The following is a 16,705-nucleotide window of genomic DNA, read 5'->3' as shown; positions in this document are numbered from 1 at the left end:
GGCGATCACTTGAGGGTGAGGACCCAGCGGACGATCTTTTCGATGTCGGCTTCAGCCACTTGCGGGTGCGGCGGCATCGGGACCGGACCCCAAACGCCCGACCCACCCGTCTTCACCTTCTGGACGAGCTTCGGCACGTCGGCTTCCGTATACTTGTTCGCGACATCTTTGTAAGCCGGGCCGACAAGCTTCTTGTCAGTGGCGTGGCACGCCATGCACCCTTTCGCTTTGGCGAGCGCCTCGTCGGCAAGCGCTGGCGCGGAGAGGCCGGCGAGGAGTCCGGCAATGGCGAGCAGTTGGGCGACCTTTTTCATGACAGCTCCTTTCATCTGAGATAAAACCCGCGCATATTGTACGCCGCTTCTGCGGCATAAAGCAACCCTTGTTGCGCCAGCACTATCCTCATTGGCGCGGGTCGGCAAGCCACCGCGCAGGGAGCCACTCGGCTGAGGCGGCGCGCACCGGATTGATCTCCAGTCCCCCGCGGCGGAGGAAACGCCCCCAAACCACGAGCGGCATCACCCCCAACCGGACGAGATCGGTGAAGATCGTCTCGACACACAGCTCGTGGAAAGCGGCGTGGCGGCGAAACGACACCAGGTAGCGGTAAAGCGCCATCGGATCGACCTTCGGTCCCAAGAGGCGCAGGTAGAGGCTGGCCCAATCCGGTTGCCCTGTGACTGGACAGAGCGAACGGAAGTTCCCCATCACGAAGCGCTGTTCGACCACCTCCTCCCCGAGAAGCGCGAGCGCTTGCGGATCGTAGTCGTAGGGCGGGCGCTCCACGGGGAGCGTGTCGAGGAGGAGCGCCTCGGGGTCGGCGAAGTCCCAAGCGACTTCGCGGACAAAGCGGTCGGGGGCATGGAGATGCACCGTGACCGGAGCGCCTGCCGCAGCGCTGAGGTCACCTGCGATGCAATGTTGGAGCGCTTCGGGCGAATCCCAGCCGCTCTGATTAAAGCCGTGGAGATAGAGTTTGAGCGACTTCGATTCGATCAGCAAGGGCGAGTCGGCCGGCACCCGAATCTCGATCACCGCGCTCTGCGGTCTGCCGCTGCAATCGAGCCAACTACACTCGTAGCCAAACCAGCGGTCCTCCCCTACCCACCGGGGAAGCGGTTCGCCGAGCGCGCGCCGCCCCTCCGCACGGGGAATCGGCGTCAAGAGTTCAGGGGCGTACCCCTCAGGGATCGGCGTCTGTTGCCCCAGCCACAGCGCGCTCACGCACCACCCCCAAAGAGGGTCCAGAGCATCTTCACAAGGAGCAGCAGCAACACCCCGGCAAAGATCCGCTTCAAGACCGGCACCGGCAGCCGATGGGTCCAGCGGGCGCCGATCGGCGCGGTGAAGATACTCGTGAGGCTCACCCCGATCACCGCGGGAAGATAGAGGTAACCCAACGAGAAGCGGGGAAGGTTCGGGTCGTTCCAGCCGTTTATTACGTAACCGATCGTACCGGTGACCGAAATCGGAATACCGAGCGCTGCTGAGGTCCCGATCGCGTGGGTCACCGGCACTTGGCACCAGGTGAGAAACGGCACGGTGAGGGTGCCGCCGCCAATCGCGACCAGCGCCGAAACAGCGCCGATCACGAACCCTGCTGCCGCCAGACCGCCCCGCCCAGGCAACGGCCGCGTCGCTTTGGGCTTCCAGTTCATGATCATCTGCACCGCGACGTAGGCGATGAAGCAGGCAAAAAAGATCGCCAGCAGCCGACTGTCGATCAACGACGCGAGGTACGACGCGGCAAAGGTGCCGAGGAGGACGCCAGAGGCCATCGGGAAAAGCGCATCGAAGCGAACCGCCTGGTGTTGGATGTGGGTCCGGGCGCTGGCGATCGAGGTGAGCACAATCCCCGCCATCGAGGAGCCGAGCGCCATGTGGACGACCACTTCAGGGGAAAAGCCCTGATAGGTGAAGAGGGTGGTGAGCACCGGCACCATGATCGCGCCGCCCCCCACGCCCAAGAGGCCAGCAAAGAGTCCGACGAATACCCCGAGAACGGGGTAGGCAAGCCACCAGATATCCATTGCGCTCGGAAAAAATAGGAACCCCGCGGCGCCGATCCAGCTGAGTGACCTGAACCTTCGGTTCAGGAGGGTCGCGTTCCCGTTGCCATCAGGCACACGGCAGCGCCGCGCGCACACCGGCAACGCCTGGGTCGGCGACCTAGCTTCACGCTTATTGGTTCAAGGATCGTACAGCTTTCCCGAACGCCGCAGGGTAAACTCGAAATTCAGCGCGGTAACGAAGGATTCTCTTCCGCGATCAAGCGGTCGAGCCGCGCACCGATGCGCTCCATTCTACGCTGAAACGCAGCGACGTCAAACCCCCCCTGGCGCTGGAGACGGACGAGTTCGGTGGCGACGTCGAACGCCGCCCACAAATAGAGCCTTTCGCCACTCAAACCGTCATGGCGCAACCGGGCGAGCCGCTCATCGAGGAGCCGCGCCGCCTCCTGGAGCAGCGGCGCATCCTCTTCGTCGCCCGTGAGGCGATAGGTTTTACCGCACAGCGTCACCTCAACCCGGGTTTCAGCCATCGTTACTCTTCCGTTGCTGCAACCACGCCTCTGCGCTACTTCGCAGCTTGGCCACCTGCGCCTGTTGCGCCCCCACCGCGTCGAACGCGGCACGCAGTGCCTCTTTGAGCGCGCGGTTCTCCTGTTCCAACGCGGCGAGCTTCAGGCGCAATTGGGCGTTCTCCTGGCGGGCGGTAGAGAGCGCCAGGGCCACCGCCTCGACTTTCGCTTCGACCGCGGCAAGCAACCGCTCCATCGTCACCGCTCCACCTGGGTGACGTCCCGTACCGCGCCGGTATCGGCGCTGGTGGTGAGCGCCGCGTAGGCGCGAAGCGCCACTGAGACGGGCCGCGTGCGCGCTACCGGCTTCCACGCTTTCGCACCCCGCGCCTCCATTGCAGCGCGGCGGCGGGCCAGCTCCTCGTCGCTCACCGCGAGGTGGATGCGGCGGTTGGGGATGTCGATTTCGATCGTATCCCCCTCTTCAACGAGCGCGATCGCGCCGCCGCACGCCGCCTCGGGTGAGACGTGGCCGATCGAGAGCCCCGAAGTTCCCCCCGAGAAACGGCCGTCGGTGATCAAGGCGCAAACTTTGCCGAGCCCTTTCGACTTGAGGTAGCTCGTCGGGTAGAGCATCTCCTGCATCCCCGGCCCCCCCTTCGGCCCTTCGTAGCGCACGATGACGACGTCGCCCGGGGTGATGCGGTCGTTGAGGATCGCCTCCACCGTCTCCTCCTGGCTCTCGAAGACCCTCGCCCGCCCCTTGAAGACCCAGATCGACGGATCGACGCCGGCCGTCTTCACGATGCACCCCTTGGGCGCGAGGTTGCCGAAGAGCACCGCCAACCCGCCATCTTGGGTAAAGGCATGCGCCCGGTCGCGGATCACCCCGCTCACCCGGTCGAGGTCGAGTGCGGGGTAGCGGTTCGCCTGGGAGAAGGGTTCGACGGTCGGAATCCCTCCGGGCGCCGCACGGTAGAAGGTATGCACCTCGGGGTCGGCCGTCTGGCGCACGTCCCAGCGCGCAAGCGCCTCTTTGAGCGTCGGCGCGTGGACGGTCGGCACCGTGTCGTCGAGGAGGCCCGCGCGTTGCAGCTCCCCCAGAATCCCCATCACGCCGCCAGCGCGGTGGACGTCTTCGATATGGACGTCAGGGACTGCCGGAGCCACTTTACAGAGACAGGGCACCTTGCGGCTGATCCGGTCGATGTCGGCCATCGTGAACGCCACCCCCGCCTCATGCGCCGCGGCGAGCAAATGGAGCACCGTGTTGGTACTCCCCCCCATCGCGACGTCGAGCGCCATCGCGTTTTCAAACGCGGCGCGCGTGGCGATCGCGCGTGGCAGGACCGAAGCGTCCTCTTCCTCGTAATAGCGCCGGGCCAGCGCGACGATCCGTCGCCCCGCTTCGCGAAAGAGCCGTTCGCGGTCGGCGTGGGTCGCGACCAGCGTGCCGTTGCCGGGAAGCGACAACCCGAGCGCCTCGGTGAGGCAGTTCATCGAGTTGGCAGTGAACATCCCCGAGCACGAACCGCAGGTGGGACAGGCGCTGCGCTCCACCGCGGCAACCTCCTCGTCACTCACCCCATCCTCGGCCGCTTTCACCATCGCGTCAACGAGGTCGAGCGCAACGGGCTTACCACCGAGCGTGATCTTCCCCGCCTCCATCGGGCCGCCGGAGACGAAGATCGTCGGGATATTCAAGCGTAGCGCCGCCATGAGCATCCCCGGGGTAATCTTGTCGCAGTTGGAGATGCAGACGAGCGCGTCGGCGCAGTGGGCATTGACCATGTACTCGACCGAGTCGGCGATCAGCTCGCGGCTGGGGAGCGAATAGAGCATCCCGCCGTGGCCCATCGCGATCCCGTCGTCCACGGCGATCGTGTTGAACTCCTTGGCGATTCCCCCCGCCTGGGCGATCTCTTCCGCGACGATCCGCCCGAGGTTGCGCAGATGGACGTGACCCGGCACGAATTCGGTGAAACTGTTGGCGATTGCGATGATCGGCTTGCCGAAGTCACTCTCTTTCACCCCGGTGGCTCGCCAAAGCGCCCGCGCACCTGCCATGTTGCGCCCGTGGGTGGTAGTTCGGGAACGGTATTGCGGCATCAGTCGCTCCTTTTCGCTAGCCCTCTCTTTGCCGTATTCTAACGCTTTTACCTGAGAAAGCACGATGGCACTCCTCTATCCGCAGTTCGATCCGGTCGCCTTGGAGCTCGGGCCGCTCGCGATTCGCTGGTACGGGGTGATGTACCTCGCCGGTTTCGCGGCGTTCTATGGGCTGGGTCTTCGCCACGCGAAGCGGCTCAACCTCACGGCCATCTGGTCGGCCGAACGGCTCGAGCAGCTCCTCACCGCAGGCGTCATCGGGATCATCATCGGCGGGCGCCTGGGCGAAGTGCTCTTCTACCAACCGGCCTACTACTTGGCCCATCCGCTCGAGATTATCGCGATCTGGAAAGGGGGGATGAGCTTTCACGGCGGGCTGATCGGCGCGATCGCGGCGATGGCGTGGCACGCGCGGCGCACCGGGCTGCGTTTCTGGGAAGTCGCCGATTTCGTCGCCCCCCTCATCCCCCCTGGCTTGGGTTTCGGCCGGATCGGCAACTTCATCAACGGTGAGCTCTGGGGACGCCCCGCGCCCGCAGACCTCCCGTGGGCGATGATCTTTCCCCACGTCGATGAGGTGCCCCGCCACCCGTCGCAGCTCTACCAGGCGTTTGCCGAAGGGGTGGTGCTCTTTCTCCTCCTCTGGTTTTTCGCCCGCCGCCCCCGCCCCACCGGAGCGGTTGCGGCACTATTTCTCCTCGCTTATGGGGTGATCCGCTTCTGTTGCGAATTTTTCCGCAACCCCGACCCCGGGATATTCTCAGGGTTAAGCGCAACACTCACCACCGCGCAGTGGCTGTCGCTCGCGATGGTTGCGGCGGGCACGCTCCTCATGGTTTGGGCGTACCGCCCGCAACCACCCGCATCGTGAACCGCCCCACCCCCTCGGCCTCTGCGGTCACCCGGTCGCCGACCACCACCGGACCGACCCACGCCGGAGTTCCGGTGAGAATCAGATCCCCAGCAGCCAAACGCCAATAGCGCGAGAGGGTGGCGATCAGCTCCGGGATCGACCAGATCATCTGCGCCAAGTCGCCCTCCTGCCGTAGCGTCCCATTCACCCAGAGGCGGATTGCCCCCCGTTCGAGGAGCCGAGCCGGAGCGGGAACGAGCGGTGCAATGGGAAGGGAAGCGTCAAATCCTTTGGCGACATCCCACGGTCTTCCTTTCGCCTTCGCTTCGCTTTGGAGATCGCGGCGAGTCATGTCGAGCCCCACCGAGTAGCCCCAAATCGCCTCCACGGCCTCTTGCGGGGTCAGATCGGCTCCTCCAGCGCCGAGCGCGACGACCAGCTCCACCTCGTGGTGAACCTCATGACTCATCGAGGGGTAGGGCCACGCGGCATCGTCCGTGGTCACAGGAAAGACCGTGTCGGCGGGCTTCAGGAAGAAGAAAGGCGCCTCGCGGTTGGGGTCGGCACCCATCTCCCGCGCATGATCGGCGTAATTGCGCGCGACACAAAAGACGCGCCGCACCGGAAAGCGCCGCCCGTCGCAAACGGGAACGGTAGGAATGGTCGGCGAAAAAACCCAGTTTTCGTTCATCGAGTACTCCTCAGTTGGACAAAAAAGAGAAATGCAATAAAATTGCAGATATGAACCCCCACGACGATCCGATTAGCCAACTCCTCGCCCGCTTCGGTCGCGTCACGGCCGCCCGCTGGTGGGTGCTCGCCATCTTACGCGATGCACCCCATCCGCTCACCCCGGATGAGGTCTTTGCCGCCACCGCAGCGGCAACGACCCGGCACCCTGACCGCGTCACCGTCTATCGTACGCTCGAATGGCTCGTCGCCCAAGGGCTTGCCCGGCGGATCGCCGCGAGCGACCGCGCGGCCCGTTTCGAGGCTGCCGGTGACGAGCCCGCGCACGCCCATTTTCTCTGCACCCATTGCGGCCAGACCTGGTGTCTGCCGCCACACGCGACAGCATGCCCACCGCTCCCGGACGATTTCGTCGCCGAGGATCTCGAGCTCGTCGTCCGCGGCCGCTGCGCGCAATGCCGAACGGCTCCATGACCCCGAGGGACCCCTTCATGACGCCGCCGCTTGCCACCGCAGCACTCATCATCGACAACCTCACCGCCGGATACGACCACCATCCGGCGATCCACCACCTGACGGTGACGATTCCGGCGGGAAGCCACGTCGCACTGCTCGGCCCCAACGGCGCGGGCAAGTCGACGCTCTTGAAGGTAATCGCAGGCATCCTCCCGCCGATGACCGGCCGCATCACGCTTCCCGACGGCTGGCGGGAGCGCATCGCCTATCTGCCGCAACACCCCACGTGGCGGGAGGAGTTTCCGCTCTCAGTCTTTGACGCCGTCGCGCTCGCGCTCTGGCCCGAAACCGGGTGTTGGCGGCCGCTTACCCGTGCACAACGGGAACGCGTCGCGGAAGCGCTTGCCGAAATGGGGCTCACGGCACTTGCGAAGCGGCCTGTTGCGACCCTCTCAGGCGGCCAGCAACAACGGGTGCGATTTGCTCAGCTCCTCGTGCGGGAGGCTCCGCTGGTCCTCCTCGACGAACCCTTCACCGCGATGGACGCGACGACCGTCGAATGGGTGCGCAGAATCATCGCCCGCTGGCGCACTGCGGGGGTAACAGTGCTCGCGGCACTCCACGACGAAGCGATCGCCCGCAGCGACTTCCCCTGGACCCTTCTTCTTGCACGCGAATTATTCATGTTTGCTCCGACCACTGCGATCGACTGGGACGCCTGGCACGCCCAGTTGAGCCAACCCCGTGCACCCCACGACGACGCCCCGTGGTGCGCCGTGGACAATGGGCAGAGCAGATGACGGCACCCCTCGATCTCTTCGCCTCTTGGCAGATGATTCTCCTCGAGCCGTGGCTGCGGCAGGCGTGGTTGGCGCTCGCGGTGGCCGCAGTGGCGGCAGCCCCTCTGGGCGTTCTCCTTGTCACCCGGCGGATGAGCCTGATGGGGGACGCGATGAGCCACGCGATCCTCCCTGGGGTTGCAACCGGCTACTTCGTCGCGGGGTTGTCGCTCCCGGCGATGACGATCGGCGGGCTGGTTGCCGGAATCACAGTCGCGTGGGCTGCAGGATGGGCGAGCCGCAACACCAACCTCTTCGAAGACGCGACCCTTGCCGGTTTCCAGCTCTCGGCGCTCGCGCTCGGGGTGCTGCTGGTCACCGCCCAAGGGAGCCCCGTCGATGTGATGCACCTCCTCTTCGGTTCGGTTCTGGCGCTCGACGCCCCGACCGTCGGGTTCATCACCGTCACCTCAGTGGCCACGCTCCTCTTTCTGGTCGCCTGTCGTCGGGCGATTGCGTTTGAGTGGTTCGACGCTGCGACCTTTCGCCGCGTCGCCCCGCACGCGTCGGCGCGAACCCACTACGCGACACTTGCGGTGATGGTGGCGATGATGGTCGCGGTCTTTCAGGCGCTGGGGGCGCTCTTGGGCCTCACCCTCCTGATGCTGCCGGCGCTCACCGCACGCCTCTGGGTCGAGCGACTCCTCCCCACCTTCGCGACTGCTGCAGCGATCGGATTCGCCGGGAGCACCTTGGGGTTGTGGAGTTCGGTGCGCTGGGATCTCCCGCCGGGCCCTGCGGTCGCGGCGCTTCTCTCCGCGCTCTACCTCGCGTCGATCGTCGTCGCCCCGCAAGGGCTCTGGCGTCGCCGCCACCCCCCGCGCCGCCATCGCGTTGAATAGTCTCGCCATGGAATTGCAGAACGTTATGGAGTCCGCGAGCATGTCGTACGCGCCACCCCCCTTCTCCCCAGCCCGCCGCCGTTTTCTCTACCGACTCGCGGCGCTCACTGTCGCCTTTTCTGCCGTATCCCGACCGACGGCATTCGCCTCCTCGTCACCGCTCGTGGTCGCGAGCCACCCGATCGTTGCCGACTGGGTCCGCACCGTCGGCGGCAGCCGGCTCACCGTCACGGCGCTCGCCGAGCCCCACCAAGACCTCCACAGTGTGGTCCTACGCCCCGCCCACTTTGCTGCACTGCGCGAGGCTCGGCTCCTCGTTGCGATGGGTTTGGGGGTCGACGCGCCGTTTGTCCGCGACGCCCAGCGCATCGCCCCGCAGACGCCGCTCCTCGCCCTGGGCGATACGCTCCCGCCAGACCGCCTCCTGAGGGGTGCAAAGGAGCTGCGCGATGGCCACAAACACGGTCATGACCACGACGACGACCATGATCACGACCACGGCGGCGTTGACCCCCACTTTTGGCTCGACCCGACGCTGGTCGCCGAGGTGATCGCTCCCTTGAGTGACCAGCTGAGTGCGCTTCTCCCCGACGACGCCGATGGGGTGCGGGCGCGTGCTGAGGCGTTTCGCCGCGAGCTCGTCGCGCTCCACGCCCAAGGGAGAGAGATGGTCGCAACGATTCCCGAAAAGCAGCGCAAAGGGTTCGTTCCGCACCAGGCGTTCGATTACTTCAACCGGGCGTTTGGCGTCGAACTGATCGGCATCGACACCGTCGTCCCGCACGGCGAGATCACCCCGCAACGGATTGAGGCGCTGCGCGCACGAGCCCAGCGCGACGCGATCCGGGTGCTCTTTACCGAAGCGCACCGCACGAGCCGCATCGCCCAGACTTTCGCCGCACAACTTGGCCTCACCGTCGCCGGCCCCCTCTATACCGAGACCTTTGCGCCCGATTCCCGTGGGCCGACCACCTATGTTGCGATGATGCGACACAACCTTGGTGAAATCTGCCGCGCCCTTCTCGCCGGCTAGCCCTACCGGAACCGTGCGGAAGTTCTGCTATCCTATGGGTCGTCGACTTTCGCAGGAACCGGCATGACGCGTCGCGTGCTTGTCAGTAGCCTCACGCTCGCTTCCCTTCTCTTCTCAGCGCCCCTCGTCGCCGAGAAGGGGGAGGCGTCCCCCGATGCTGACCCGCCGAGTGGTGAACTCCAGTCGTCCGCGATCCTCGAGGAGCGTCTCTCCTCTGAGCTCGACGGCGAGGTCACCTTCCTCTGGCTCGTCGGCGAGTTGGCCTTACGCAACGGCAGATGGAAAGTGGCGCTCGAAGCCTACGCCCGTGCCGCGGAGCACGTACCGACGCCACTCGTCTTCGACCGTTGGGCGCAAGCGGCACTCCTTGCCGGCAACGCCCCAGAATTCGACCGCGTCCTCACCCTCTGGCGCGCAATTGCCCCCCAGAGTGAACGGCTCCAAGAGCTCTCCGCGCACCGCGACCGGCTCACTGCCCGCTTTGAAGCGCAAATCGGCGGCAAAATTGCCGAAATCCTCGCGAACCACCCCAACGAACGGGAAGAGACCCTCTTAGGCCTCCCCGCGGCACTCGCTGAACTGGGTAACCCCGAGCAGATTCTTCGCTTGATCACCGCTGCCGTCGAACCCTACCGCTCTGAGCCGGCCGCCCACCTAATTGTGAGCGAGGCAGCGCGCCAAGCCGGGGCACTTGCTGAGGCGGAACGGGCGGTGCACGAGGCGCTTCGCCTTCGCCCCGATTGGCCACCGGCGCTCGCCCAGTGGGCGCAGGTGGCGCTCGACCATATGACCCCCGAGCGTGCGATTCCGACCCTGGAGGCGGCGCTCGCGCGCCAACCTGAGAACCTTACCGTCGCGTTGGCGCTTGCCGCGCTCCTTGCCGAGAGCGACGCGACTCCCTCGGCGCGCCCGCTGCAGCTCCTCGCCCCGTGGGTGAAAAAGAGCCCTCCCGAACCGCGGGCGATCGCCGCGATCGCCTCGTTTGGCGCGCAGGGGGTTGCCCCCGAGGAGGCGGCAGCACTCCTTGCGCCGCTTGCGAAACGCCACCCCGAGGTGCAGGTGAAGCTCGCGCAGATGTGGCTTGCCCGCGGGCAACCGCGCCGCGCGCTGCAGCTGCTGCGGCGTCCCATCCCGGAAGCGCTCGCTGATGAGGCGCGCCGGCTCGAAGCGCAAGCGCTCGCGCGGCTTGGACGCGTTCCCGAAGCGGCGGAGCTCCTCGACCGCGTCGAGCCGCTCAACGGGCCGGAAGCGGCGCTCCGCGAAGCGCGCCTCTGGCTCGAGGCGAACCAGCTGCAGGCGGCGCGCGAACTGCTGATCGAGGCACAGGCCACCTTTGGCGACCGGCCGTCGCTCCTCTACGACTACGCGCTCATCCTCGAGCGGCTGGGGGAGCGGGAAAGCTCTGAAGGGTACTTGCGCAAACTCGCCGCGATGAAACCGATCGACCCCAACACCCTCAACGCATTGGGTTACCTGCTTGCCGACACCAACCGCGACCTTAAGGAGGCGGAGCGGCTGATTACGCTCGCGCGCGCGCTCAAACCTGCCGACGGGTTCATCATGGATAGCGAAGGGTGGCTCCGCTTTCGCCAAGGGGATCTCGCCGCGGCGCAGCGGCTGATCGAAGCGGCTTGGCGCCGTTCGCCCGACCCTGAGATCGGCGCCCACCTCGTCGCCGTCTATGAGGCAATGGGCGATGCTGAACGCGCAGCGCGCTGGCGGGCAATCCTCAAACGCCGTTTCCCGGACCGGTAACCGATGCTCACGGAAATGATCCTTCTTCCCCTCATTGTCGGCACACTCGGCTGCACCTGGGTGGGCAGCCGCTACGGCAAACGCGCCGCGGCCCTGTGCGCTGCGGGCGTCGCCGCGTCGGCGCTGCTCCTCCTCTTTGCCGAGGCGCCGACGATCTGGCGCGGCACCCCCGTTGCCGAGTCGGCCCTGTGGATCCCGTCGCTTGGCCTCAACTGGCAGCTGCGTATTGATGCGCTCGCATTATTCTTCGCAACCTTGATCCTCGCGATCGGGCTCCTTGTGATCGGCTACGCCGCCTACTACCTTGGGCCGAACGATCCCCCAGGAAAGTTCTACGGGACGCTGCTCCTCTTCATGTCGGCGATGCTCGGGATCGTCTTGGCCGACAATCTCCTCCTCCTCGTCGTCTTCTGGGAGCTCACCAGCCTCTCGTCGTTTCTGCTCGTCGGCTACTGGAGCGACCAGATCGCCGCGCGGCGCGGGGCACGCCAAGCGCTCATCGTCACCGGCACCGGCGGCATCGCTCTTGCCGCGGGGGCGCTTCTCCTCGGCGCGATCGGCGGTACCCACCAGATCAGCGCCCTGCTCGCAAACGCCCAGGCGATCCAGAACCACCCCCTCTTTTTCTGGGCGATGGTGTTGATTTTTATCGGCGCGGCGACCAAAAGCGCGCAGTTTCCGTTCCACTTCTGGCTCCCCGACGCGATGGCGGCGCCCACACCCGTCTCCGCCTACCTCCACTCGGCGACGATGGTCAAAGCGGGGCTCTTTCTGCTGCTGCGGCTCCACCCCCTCTTTGCCGGCGTCGAGAGCTTCACCGCGATCGCGTTGCCGGCGGGGCTCGCGACGCTCACGGTCGGCGCGTGCATCGCAATCTTCAAGCACGACCTCAAGGGGCTCCTTGCCTACTCGACGGTGAGCCACTTGGGGCTCATCATGACGATGATCGCGTTGGGAACGACCGAGGCGCTCGTCGTCGCGGTGCTCCACACCCTCAACCACGCCCTCTTCAAAGCGCCGCTCTTCATGGCTGCTGGCATCATTGACCACGAAACCGGTTCGCGCGATCTTCGCTACGTCAACGGCATGATGCGCTATCTTCCCTGGACCGGACTCTTTGCAACGCTCGCGGCGGCCGCGATGGCGGGAATTCCCCTCTTCAACGGTTTTCTCTCCAAAGAGCTCTTCTTCACCGCTACCCTCTCCGCGCCCCACCCCGTCGTCCCGGTGATCGCGACCTTTGCGGCGGCGGCGAGCGTCGCCTACTCCTTTCGCTTCATCCATGACACCTTCTTCAACGGCGAACCTGGGCCGCTCCCCAATCCGCACCCCCACGAACCGGCGTGGGGGATGCGTGCGCCGGTGGTGCTGCTCGCGACCCTCTGCCTGCTTTTGGGCATCCTCCCCTCGCTTGCCGAACCCCTTGTCGTGCGCGTCGCCTCTGCCGCCGCTGGCACCCCTGTTCCCGACCCCCACCTGGCGCTCTGGCACCACCCCGGACTGCACGTCGTGATGAGCGGGATTGCGCTTGTCGGCGGGGGAATCGCATACGCGCTGTTGATGACCCAAAGAAAACTCCACGCCTTCGAGATCGACCGTCTCTTCGGCCGCCGCTCTGGTCGGGCCCTCTTTGCGGCCGCGATCGCTCGTCTGGTGCGCTTCGCGGCGTGGCTCACCCGTCGCACCGACACCGGTTCCCTCTCCGCGATCCTCGTCCTCATCTGGGTGAGTGCGCTCCTCCTCGTCGTTTGGGTCACCCCATGGTCCGAGGGGCTGAAGCAAACATCGCCGATGCCCCACCCGCTCCCGCCCGTGGCGCTCCTCCTCGGTGCGCTCGTGGTCGTCTCGGCGCTGCTCCTCCTCTACTGCCACGCGCGCCGCGTCGTCGCAGTGCTGCTCACCGGTGTGATTGGCCTTGCGAGTGTCGTCGCCTTTGCGCTCCTCTCGGCGCCTGACCTTGCGATGACGCAGATCTCGGTCGAGGTGGTGAGCACCGTGCTCCTCTTTCTCGCCCTCTCCTACCTGCCGAAACGGACCGCTCAGGTCACGCGCGCCCAGCGGCTCCTCTTCGGCACAGTCGCGCTCGCCGCGGGCGTCGTCGTTGGGCTTCTCGCGTGGCTCTTGATGACCACGCCGCGCGAATCGATCAGCTGGTACTTCCTGGCCGAGTCGCTCCCGAAGGGGGGCGGGAGCAACGTCGTCAATGTGATCCTCGTCGACTTTCGCGGCTACGACACCTTTGGCGAGATCACCGTGCTCGGCGTCGCCGCGCTCGGTGCCTGGGCGCTCTTCTTCTCGGGCACCCGCAGCCGGTTCCGCCAGCCCGGGATAATAAGCGGTGTCGAACCCCATCCGCTCCTCTTACGCGTCGCCACCACTGTGATGTTGCCGATGGCGCTGCTTCTGAGCGTCTACCTCTTCCTGCGCGGCCACAACCAACCGGGCGGGGGGTTCATCGCCGGTCTGGTCACCGCCGGGGCGCTGCTGCTGGTGACCCTGGCGCACGGCGTTGCCGTCGGCGAGCGGCTCCTTCAGACGCACGGGGGGTGGCGAACGGCGCGCCTCATCGGGCTTGGTCTCTTGACCGCGGCAGCGACCGGTGCAGGAGCGTGGCTCTTCGGGCGGCCGTTCCTGACGAGCGCCCATGGCCACCCCGTTCTGCCGCTCCTCGGGGAGCTTCCGTGGGCCACAGCCGCGCTCTTTGACCTCGGCGTCTACCTCACCGTCGTTGGCGCGACGCTCCTCCTCCTCGCGACACTCGCCGCCGGTCGGCGCAACGATTCCGAATCGCCCACCCCCCACGTCACGCGACCCAACCCAGGGGAGAAGCTGCGATGACCCTCGAAGCCCTTTTGGCGTGCGTCATTGGCCTGGTTACCGCCGTCGGCGTCTATCTCCTGCTCGTGCCGCGTGCCTTTGCCACCGCGCTCGGTTTGACGCTTTTGAGCTACGCTGTGAACGCCTTCATCTTTGTCTCCGGCGGGATCTGGTTCAACGCGCCACCGATTCTCGATCGCAGCCGCTCGTTGAGCGCCGACCCGCTCCCGCAGGCGCTCATTCTCACCGCGATCGTAATCGGCTTTGCCACGACCGCCTATCTTTTGGCGCTTGCGGTGCGGCGATACGCGGAGACACGCAGTGAAGAGACTGCGTTGCGCGGCAAGGAGGAACGACGGTGAGCGTCGAACCGCTCCTCATGCACCTTCCCGTGCTCCTCGTCGCAGGACCGCTCGTCTGGGGCGTTCTGCTCCTGCTTCTTTCACCCCCCACGAGCGAAGAACCGCAGGGGAGCAACCATCCCGACCCGAGCTGGAAGCGTTTGCGGCGGTTGAGCTTCATGGGGGGAGTGGTGACGCTCCTGCTCGCTCTGGTCCTCTTTATGCAAAGCGACGGTGGCGCGATCACCGCCTATCCCCTGGGCGATTGGCCTCCACCATTTGGAATCGTGCTCGTTGCCGACCGCCTCGCGGCCCTTTTCGTGCTCCTCACCGCGGTCGTTGCACTCGCGGCGCTTGCGTTTGCCCTCGGCAGTTGGGACCACCGTGGGCGTCTTTTCCACCCGCTCTTCCACATCCAGTGGGCGGGATTGAACGGCGCGTTTCTCACCGGCGACATCTTCAACCTCTTCGTCTTCTTCGAGGTGCTCCTCATCGCCTCCTACGCCCTCTTGACCCACGGGTTGGGGAGCGCCCGGTTGCGCGCCGGTTTTGGCTATGTCGTCGTCAACCTCACCGCGTCGGCACTCTTCCTCCTTGGGCTCGCGTTGACCTACGGCGCCTACGGGAGCCTCAACCTCAGCGACCTCGCGCTGCGCACCCCGGAGCTCACGCCCGAGCAGTTGCTCCTTGCGCGCGCGGGGGCGGCACTGCTCCTCATCGTCTTCGCGGTCAAAGCGGCGGCAGCCCCACTTGCCCTGTGGCTTCCCGCCGCCTACAGCGCCGCGTCGCCCCCGGTCGCGGCGCTCTTTGCGATCATGACCAAAGTCGGCCTCTACGCGATCATCCGCGTCCACTGGGCGGTGTGGGGCGGCCCAGCGGGTTCCCTCGTCGCGTCCCACTTCTCCCTCCTCCTCCCCGCGGCGGTCGCGACCGCTCTCTTGGGGGTTACCGGGGCGCTTGCCGCCCGCACCCTGACCCGCCAGGTTGCCTACCTCACCATCGCGTCGGTCGGCACCACCCTCCTCGGCGTGGCCGTCGCGACGTCAAAAGGGATCGCCGCAGCGCTCTTCTATCTCGTCCAGAGCACGATCACCGTCGCGCTCCTCTTCCTCCTCGTTGCCCTCATCGCGGCGCAGCGCGGCAGCGTCGGCGACACCATCCAGCCGGCTCCAGCGCTCAAGGATCCTGTGGCTCTGGGCGTGGTGATGCTCTTTGCCGCGGCGTCCGCGATCGGCATCCCCCCCTTTCCCGGTTTTCTCGGCAAACTCTACCTCCTGGAAGCGAGCCTCGACGCCCCCGCAACCCCGGTGATCTGGACCACGCTCCTTGCGGTCGGTGCGCTCACCCTGGTTGCGCTTGCCCGCGCGGGGGTCACGATCTTCTGGCACGTCCAGCCGCAGCAGATCACCGTCTGGCCGGCTGGAGCGAGCCGCACTCTTTTGCGTCCTGTCGTGGCACTCGTCGCAGTGGTCTTCGCGATGACCCTTTGGGCTGAGCCCCTCTACCGCTTCACCTACGCCGCAGCCCTCCAAGCGGCCGACCCGAGCGCCTATGCCGAGGTGGTGCTCGACGCGGCACAACGCGACGCGCCGTGGGTCCGTCCCTATGACGGCACGGTTGGGAAAAGGGAGGAGGCGCGATGAACTGGATCACCCGCTGGTTCCCCTACCCCTACCTCTCGCTTCTGCTCGCGGTCAGTTGGCTGCTGCTTAACCACACTCTCGCCCCGCTCCACCTCGTTGCGGCGACGCTCTTTGGCTGGGCGATTCCGCGTGCCCTTCGCCCGATGTTGGGCCACCGCGAGCGGGTGCGGTGGCTTGCCGCGGCGCGCCTCTGCGCGGTGGTACTTTGGGACATTCTCGTCTCGAACCTCCGCATCGCGCGGCTGGTCGTCACTCCGAACCTTCGCCCCCGCTCGGTGTGGCTGAGTGTCCCCCTCGCGACGCGTCATGAGCGGGCGAACGCCCTCCTCGCGACGATCATCACCACCACACCGGGGACCGTTTCGGTGACGTTTGGCGAAGACCGGCTCCTCGTCCATATGCTCGACTGCCCCGACCCCGACGCGGCAGTGGCCGAGATCGTCGACCGCTACCAAAAGCCCCTCTTGACGATCTTCCACCTCGATCTTCAGGAGAAATTGTGATGACGCCCACCTTTTCGCCGATGCTGACGGTGATCCTCGACGGCGCGCTCATGGTGCTCGCGTTGGCGCTGCTCCTCACCGCATTCCGGCTCTGGCGCGGCCCCGACGCCGTCGATCGGCTGCTGGCGCTCGACACCCTCTACCTCAACGCCGCGGGGCTGCTGCTCATCTGGGATCTGCGCAGCCACACCCCGATCCTTTTTGAAACGGCGCTCTTGATCGCGGCGCTCGGGTTTGTCGGGACCGTCGCAGCCGCCCGCTATCTGGCTCGTCGCGCCGTTGCTGAGTAGGAGGAGAAACGAT

General features: G+C 66.2%; 18 protein-coding genes and 1 other RNA gene. 11 read left to right on the top strand and 8 right to left on the bottom strand.

Going from position 1 to position 16,705, the window contains the following annotated elements; genetic code table 11:
• Positions 1-5: 5 nt before the first annotated feature.
• The 7 genes from ACYQ6T_RS05595 to ilvD form a co-directional block, all read right to left on the bottom strand.
• Positions 6-314 carry a c-type cytochrome gene (locus ACYQ6T_RS05595; RefSeq protein WP_459828651.1) on the bottom strand — a complete coding sequence of 103 codons (309 nt, stop codon included), beginning with the start codon at positions 312-314 and terminating at the stop codon, positions 6-8.
• Positions 315-402: 88 nt separating this feature from the next.
• Positions 403-1,224, bottom strand: a complete 822-nt coding sequence (locus ACYQ6T_RS05590) for an NADPH-dependent 7-cyano-7-deazaguanine reductase QueF (RefSeq protein WP_459828649.1) — start codon at positions 1,222-1,224, stop codon at positions 403-405.
• Complete coding sequence (locus tag ACYQ6T_RS05585; protein ID WP_459828647.1) at positions 1,221-2,030, bottom strand: sulfite exporter TauE/SafE family protein; 810 nt, start codon at positions 2,028-2,030, stop codon at positions 1,221-1,223. Before ACYQ6T_RS05585 ends, ACYQ6T_RS05590 begins: the two co-directional genes overlap by 4 nt.
• 16 nt (positions 2,031-2,046) lie before the next feature.
• A non-coding RNA gene (gene ssrS, locus ACYQ6T_RS05580) (6S RNA) lies at positions 2,047-2,228 on the bottom strand.
• Positions 2,229-2,236: 8 nt separating this feature from the next.
• Complete coding sequence (locus ACYQ6T_RS05575; RefSeq protein ID WP_459828645.1) at positions 2,237-2,542, bottom strand: cell division protein ZapA; 306 nt, start codon at positions 2,540-2,542, stop codon at positions 2,237-2,239.
• Positions 2,535-2,777 (bottom strand): hypothetical protein, encoded by a 243-nt coding sequence (locus tag ACYQ6T_RS05570; protein ID WP_459828643.1) that lies wholly within the window; start codon positions 2,775-2,777, stop codon positions 2,535-2,537. Before ACYQ6T_RS05570 ends, ACYQ6T_RS05575 begins: the two co-directional genes overlap by 8 nt.
• Positions 2,778-2,779: 2 nt before the next feature.
• Positions 2,780-4,630 (bottom strand): dihydroxy-acid dehydratase, encoded by a 1,851-nt coding sequence (gene ilvD, locus ACYQ6T_RS05565; RefSeq protein WP_459828641.1) that lies wholly within the window; start codon positions 4,628-4,630, stop codon positions 2,780-2,782.
• A gap of 64 nt (positions 4,631-4,694) precedes the next feature.
• On the opposite strand from ilvD, the gene lgt reads away from it, so the two are divergent.
• Complete coding sequence (gene lgt, locus ACYQ6T_RS05560; protein WP_459828639.1) at positions 4,695-5,501, top strand: prolipoprotein diacylglyceryl transferase; 807 nt, start codon at positions 4,695-4,697, stop codon at positions 5,499-5,501.
• Here lgt and ACYQ6T_RS05555 read toward each other — a convergent pair.
• Positions 5,461-6,174 carry a fumarylacetoacetate hydrolase family protein gene (locus ACYQ6T_RS05555; protein WP_459828637.1) on the bottom strand — a complete coding sequence of 238 codons (714 nt, stop codon included), beginning with the start codon at positions 6,172-6,174 and terminating at the stop codon, positions 5,461-5,463. The two genes, lgt and ACYQ6T_RS05555, sit on opposite strands and share 41 nt — an antisense overlap.
• A gap of 50 nt (positions 6,175-6,224) precedes the next feature.
• Between ACYQ6T_RS05555 and ACYQ6T_RS05550 the strand changes: the two genes are divergently transcribed.
• From ACYQ6T_RS05550 to ACYQ6T_RS05505, 10 genes are all read left to right on the top strand, one after another.
• A complete protein-coding gene (locus ACYQ6T_RS05550; protein WP_459828636.1) occupies positions 6,225-6,647 on the top strand; it encodes a Fur family transcriptional regulator in 423 nt (140 codons plus the stop codon).
• Positions 6,648-6,664: 17 nt separating this feature from the next.
• Complete coding sequence (locus ACYQ6T_RS05545; protein WP_459828635.1) at positions 6,665-7,429, top strand: metal ABC transporter ATP-binding protein; 765 nt, start codon at positions 6,665-6,667, stop codon at positions 7,427-7,429.
• The gene (locus ACYQ6T_RS05540) at positions 7,426-8,310 is read left to right on the top strand and encodes a metal ABC transporter permease (protein ID WP_459828634.1); all 885 of its coding nucleotides are present in this window, start codon (positions 7,426-7,428) and stop codon (positions 8,308-8,310) included. The genes ACYQ6T_RS05545 and ACYQ6T_RS05540 overlap by 4 nt, the downstream gene beginning before the upstream one ends.
• Before the next feature lie 40 nt (positions 8,311-8,350).
• Positions 8,351-9,343, top strand: coding sequence for a metal ABC transporter substrate-binding protein (locus tag ACYQ6T_RS05535; protein ID WP_459828633.1), 993 nt, complete (start codon positions 8,351-8,353; stop codon positions 9,341-9,343).
• A 63-nt stretch (positions 9,344-9,406) separates the two neighbouring features.
• A complete protein-coding gene (locus ACYQ6T_RS05530) occupies positions 9,407-11,098 on the top strand; it encodes a tetratricopeptide repeat protein (protein WP_459828632.1) in 1,692 nt (563 codons plus the stop codon).
• 3 nt (positions 11,099-11,101) lie between these two features.
• The gene (gene mbhE, locus ACYQ6T_RS05525) at positions 11,102-13,936 is read left to right on the top strand and encodes a hydrogen gas-evolving membrane-bound hydrogenase subunit E (protein ID WP_459828631.1); all 2,835 of its coding nucleotides are present in this window, start codon (positions 11,102-11,104) and stop codon (positions 13,934-13,936) included.
• Complete coding sequence (locus ACYQ6T_RS05520) at positions 13,933-14,277, top strand: Na+/H+ antiporter subunit C (RefSeq protein ID WP_459828630.1); 345 nt, start codon at positions 13,933-13,935, stop codon at positions 14,275-14,277. The genes mbhE and ACYQ6T_RS05520 overlap by 4 nt, the downstream gene beginning before the upstream one ends.
• Positions 14,274-15,899 carry a monovalent cation/H+ antiporter subunit D gene (locus ACYQ6T_RS05515; RefSeq protein WP_459828629.1) on the top strand — a complete coding sequence of 542 codons (1,626 nt, stop codon included), beginning with the start codon at positions 14,274-14,276 and terminating at the stop codon, positions 15,897-15,899. The genes ACYQ6T_RS05520 and ACYQ6T_RS05515 overlap by 4 nt, the downstream gene beginning before the upstream one ends.
• On the top strand, positions 15,896-16,402 hold the full coding sequence (locus ACYQ6T_RS05510; RefSeq protein ID WP_459828628.1) for a Na+/H+ antiporter subunit E: 507 nt from the start codon (positions 15,896-15,898) through the stop codon (positions 16,400-16,402). The genes ACYQ6T_RS05515 and ACYQ6T_RS05510 overlap by 4 nt, the downstream gene beginning before the upstream one ends.
• Entirely contained in the window at positions 16,402-16,692 is a 291-nt protein-coding gene (locus ACYQ6T_RS05505) for a K+/H+ antiporter subunit F (RefSeq protein WP_459828626.1), read from the top strand. The genes ACYQ6T_RS05510 and ACYQ6T_RS05505 overlap by 1 nt, the downstream gene beginning before the upstream one ends.
• Positions 16,693-16,705 lie beyond the last annotated feature (13 nt).

The organism is Hydrogenophilus islandicus (genome assembly GCF_054657095.1).
Note: the sequence above shows the minus strand (reverse complement) of the source record. Positions and strands in the feature narration are given on the sequence as shown.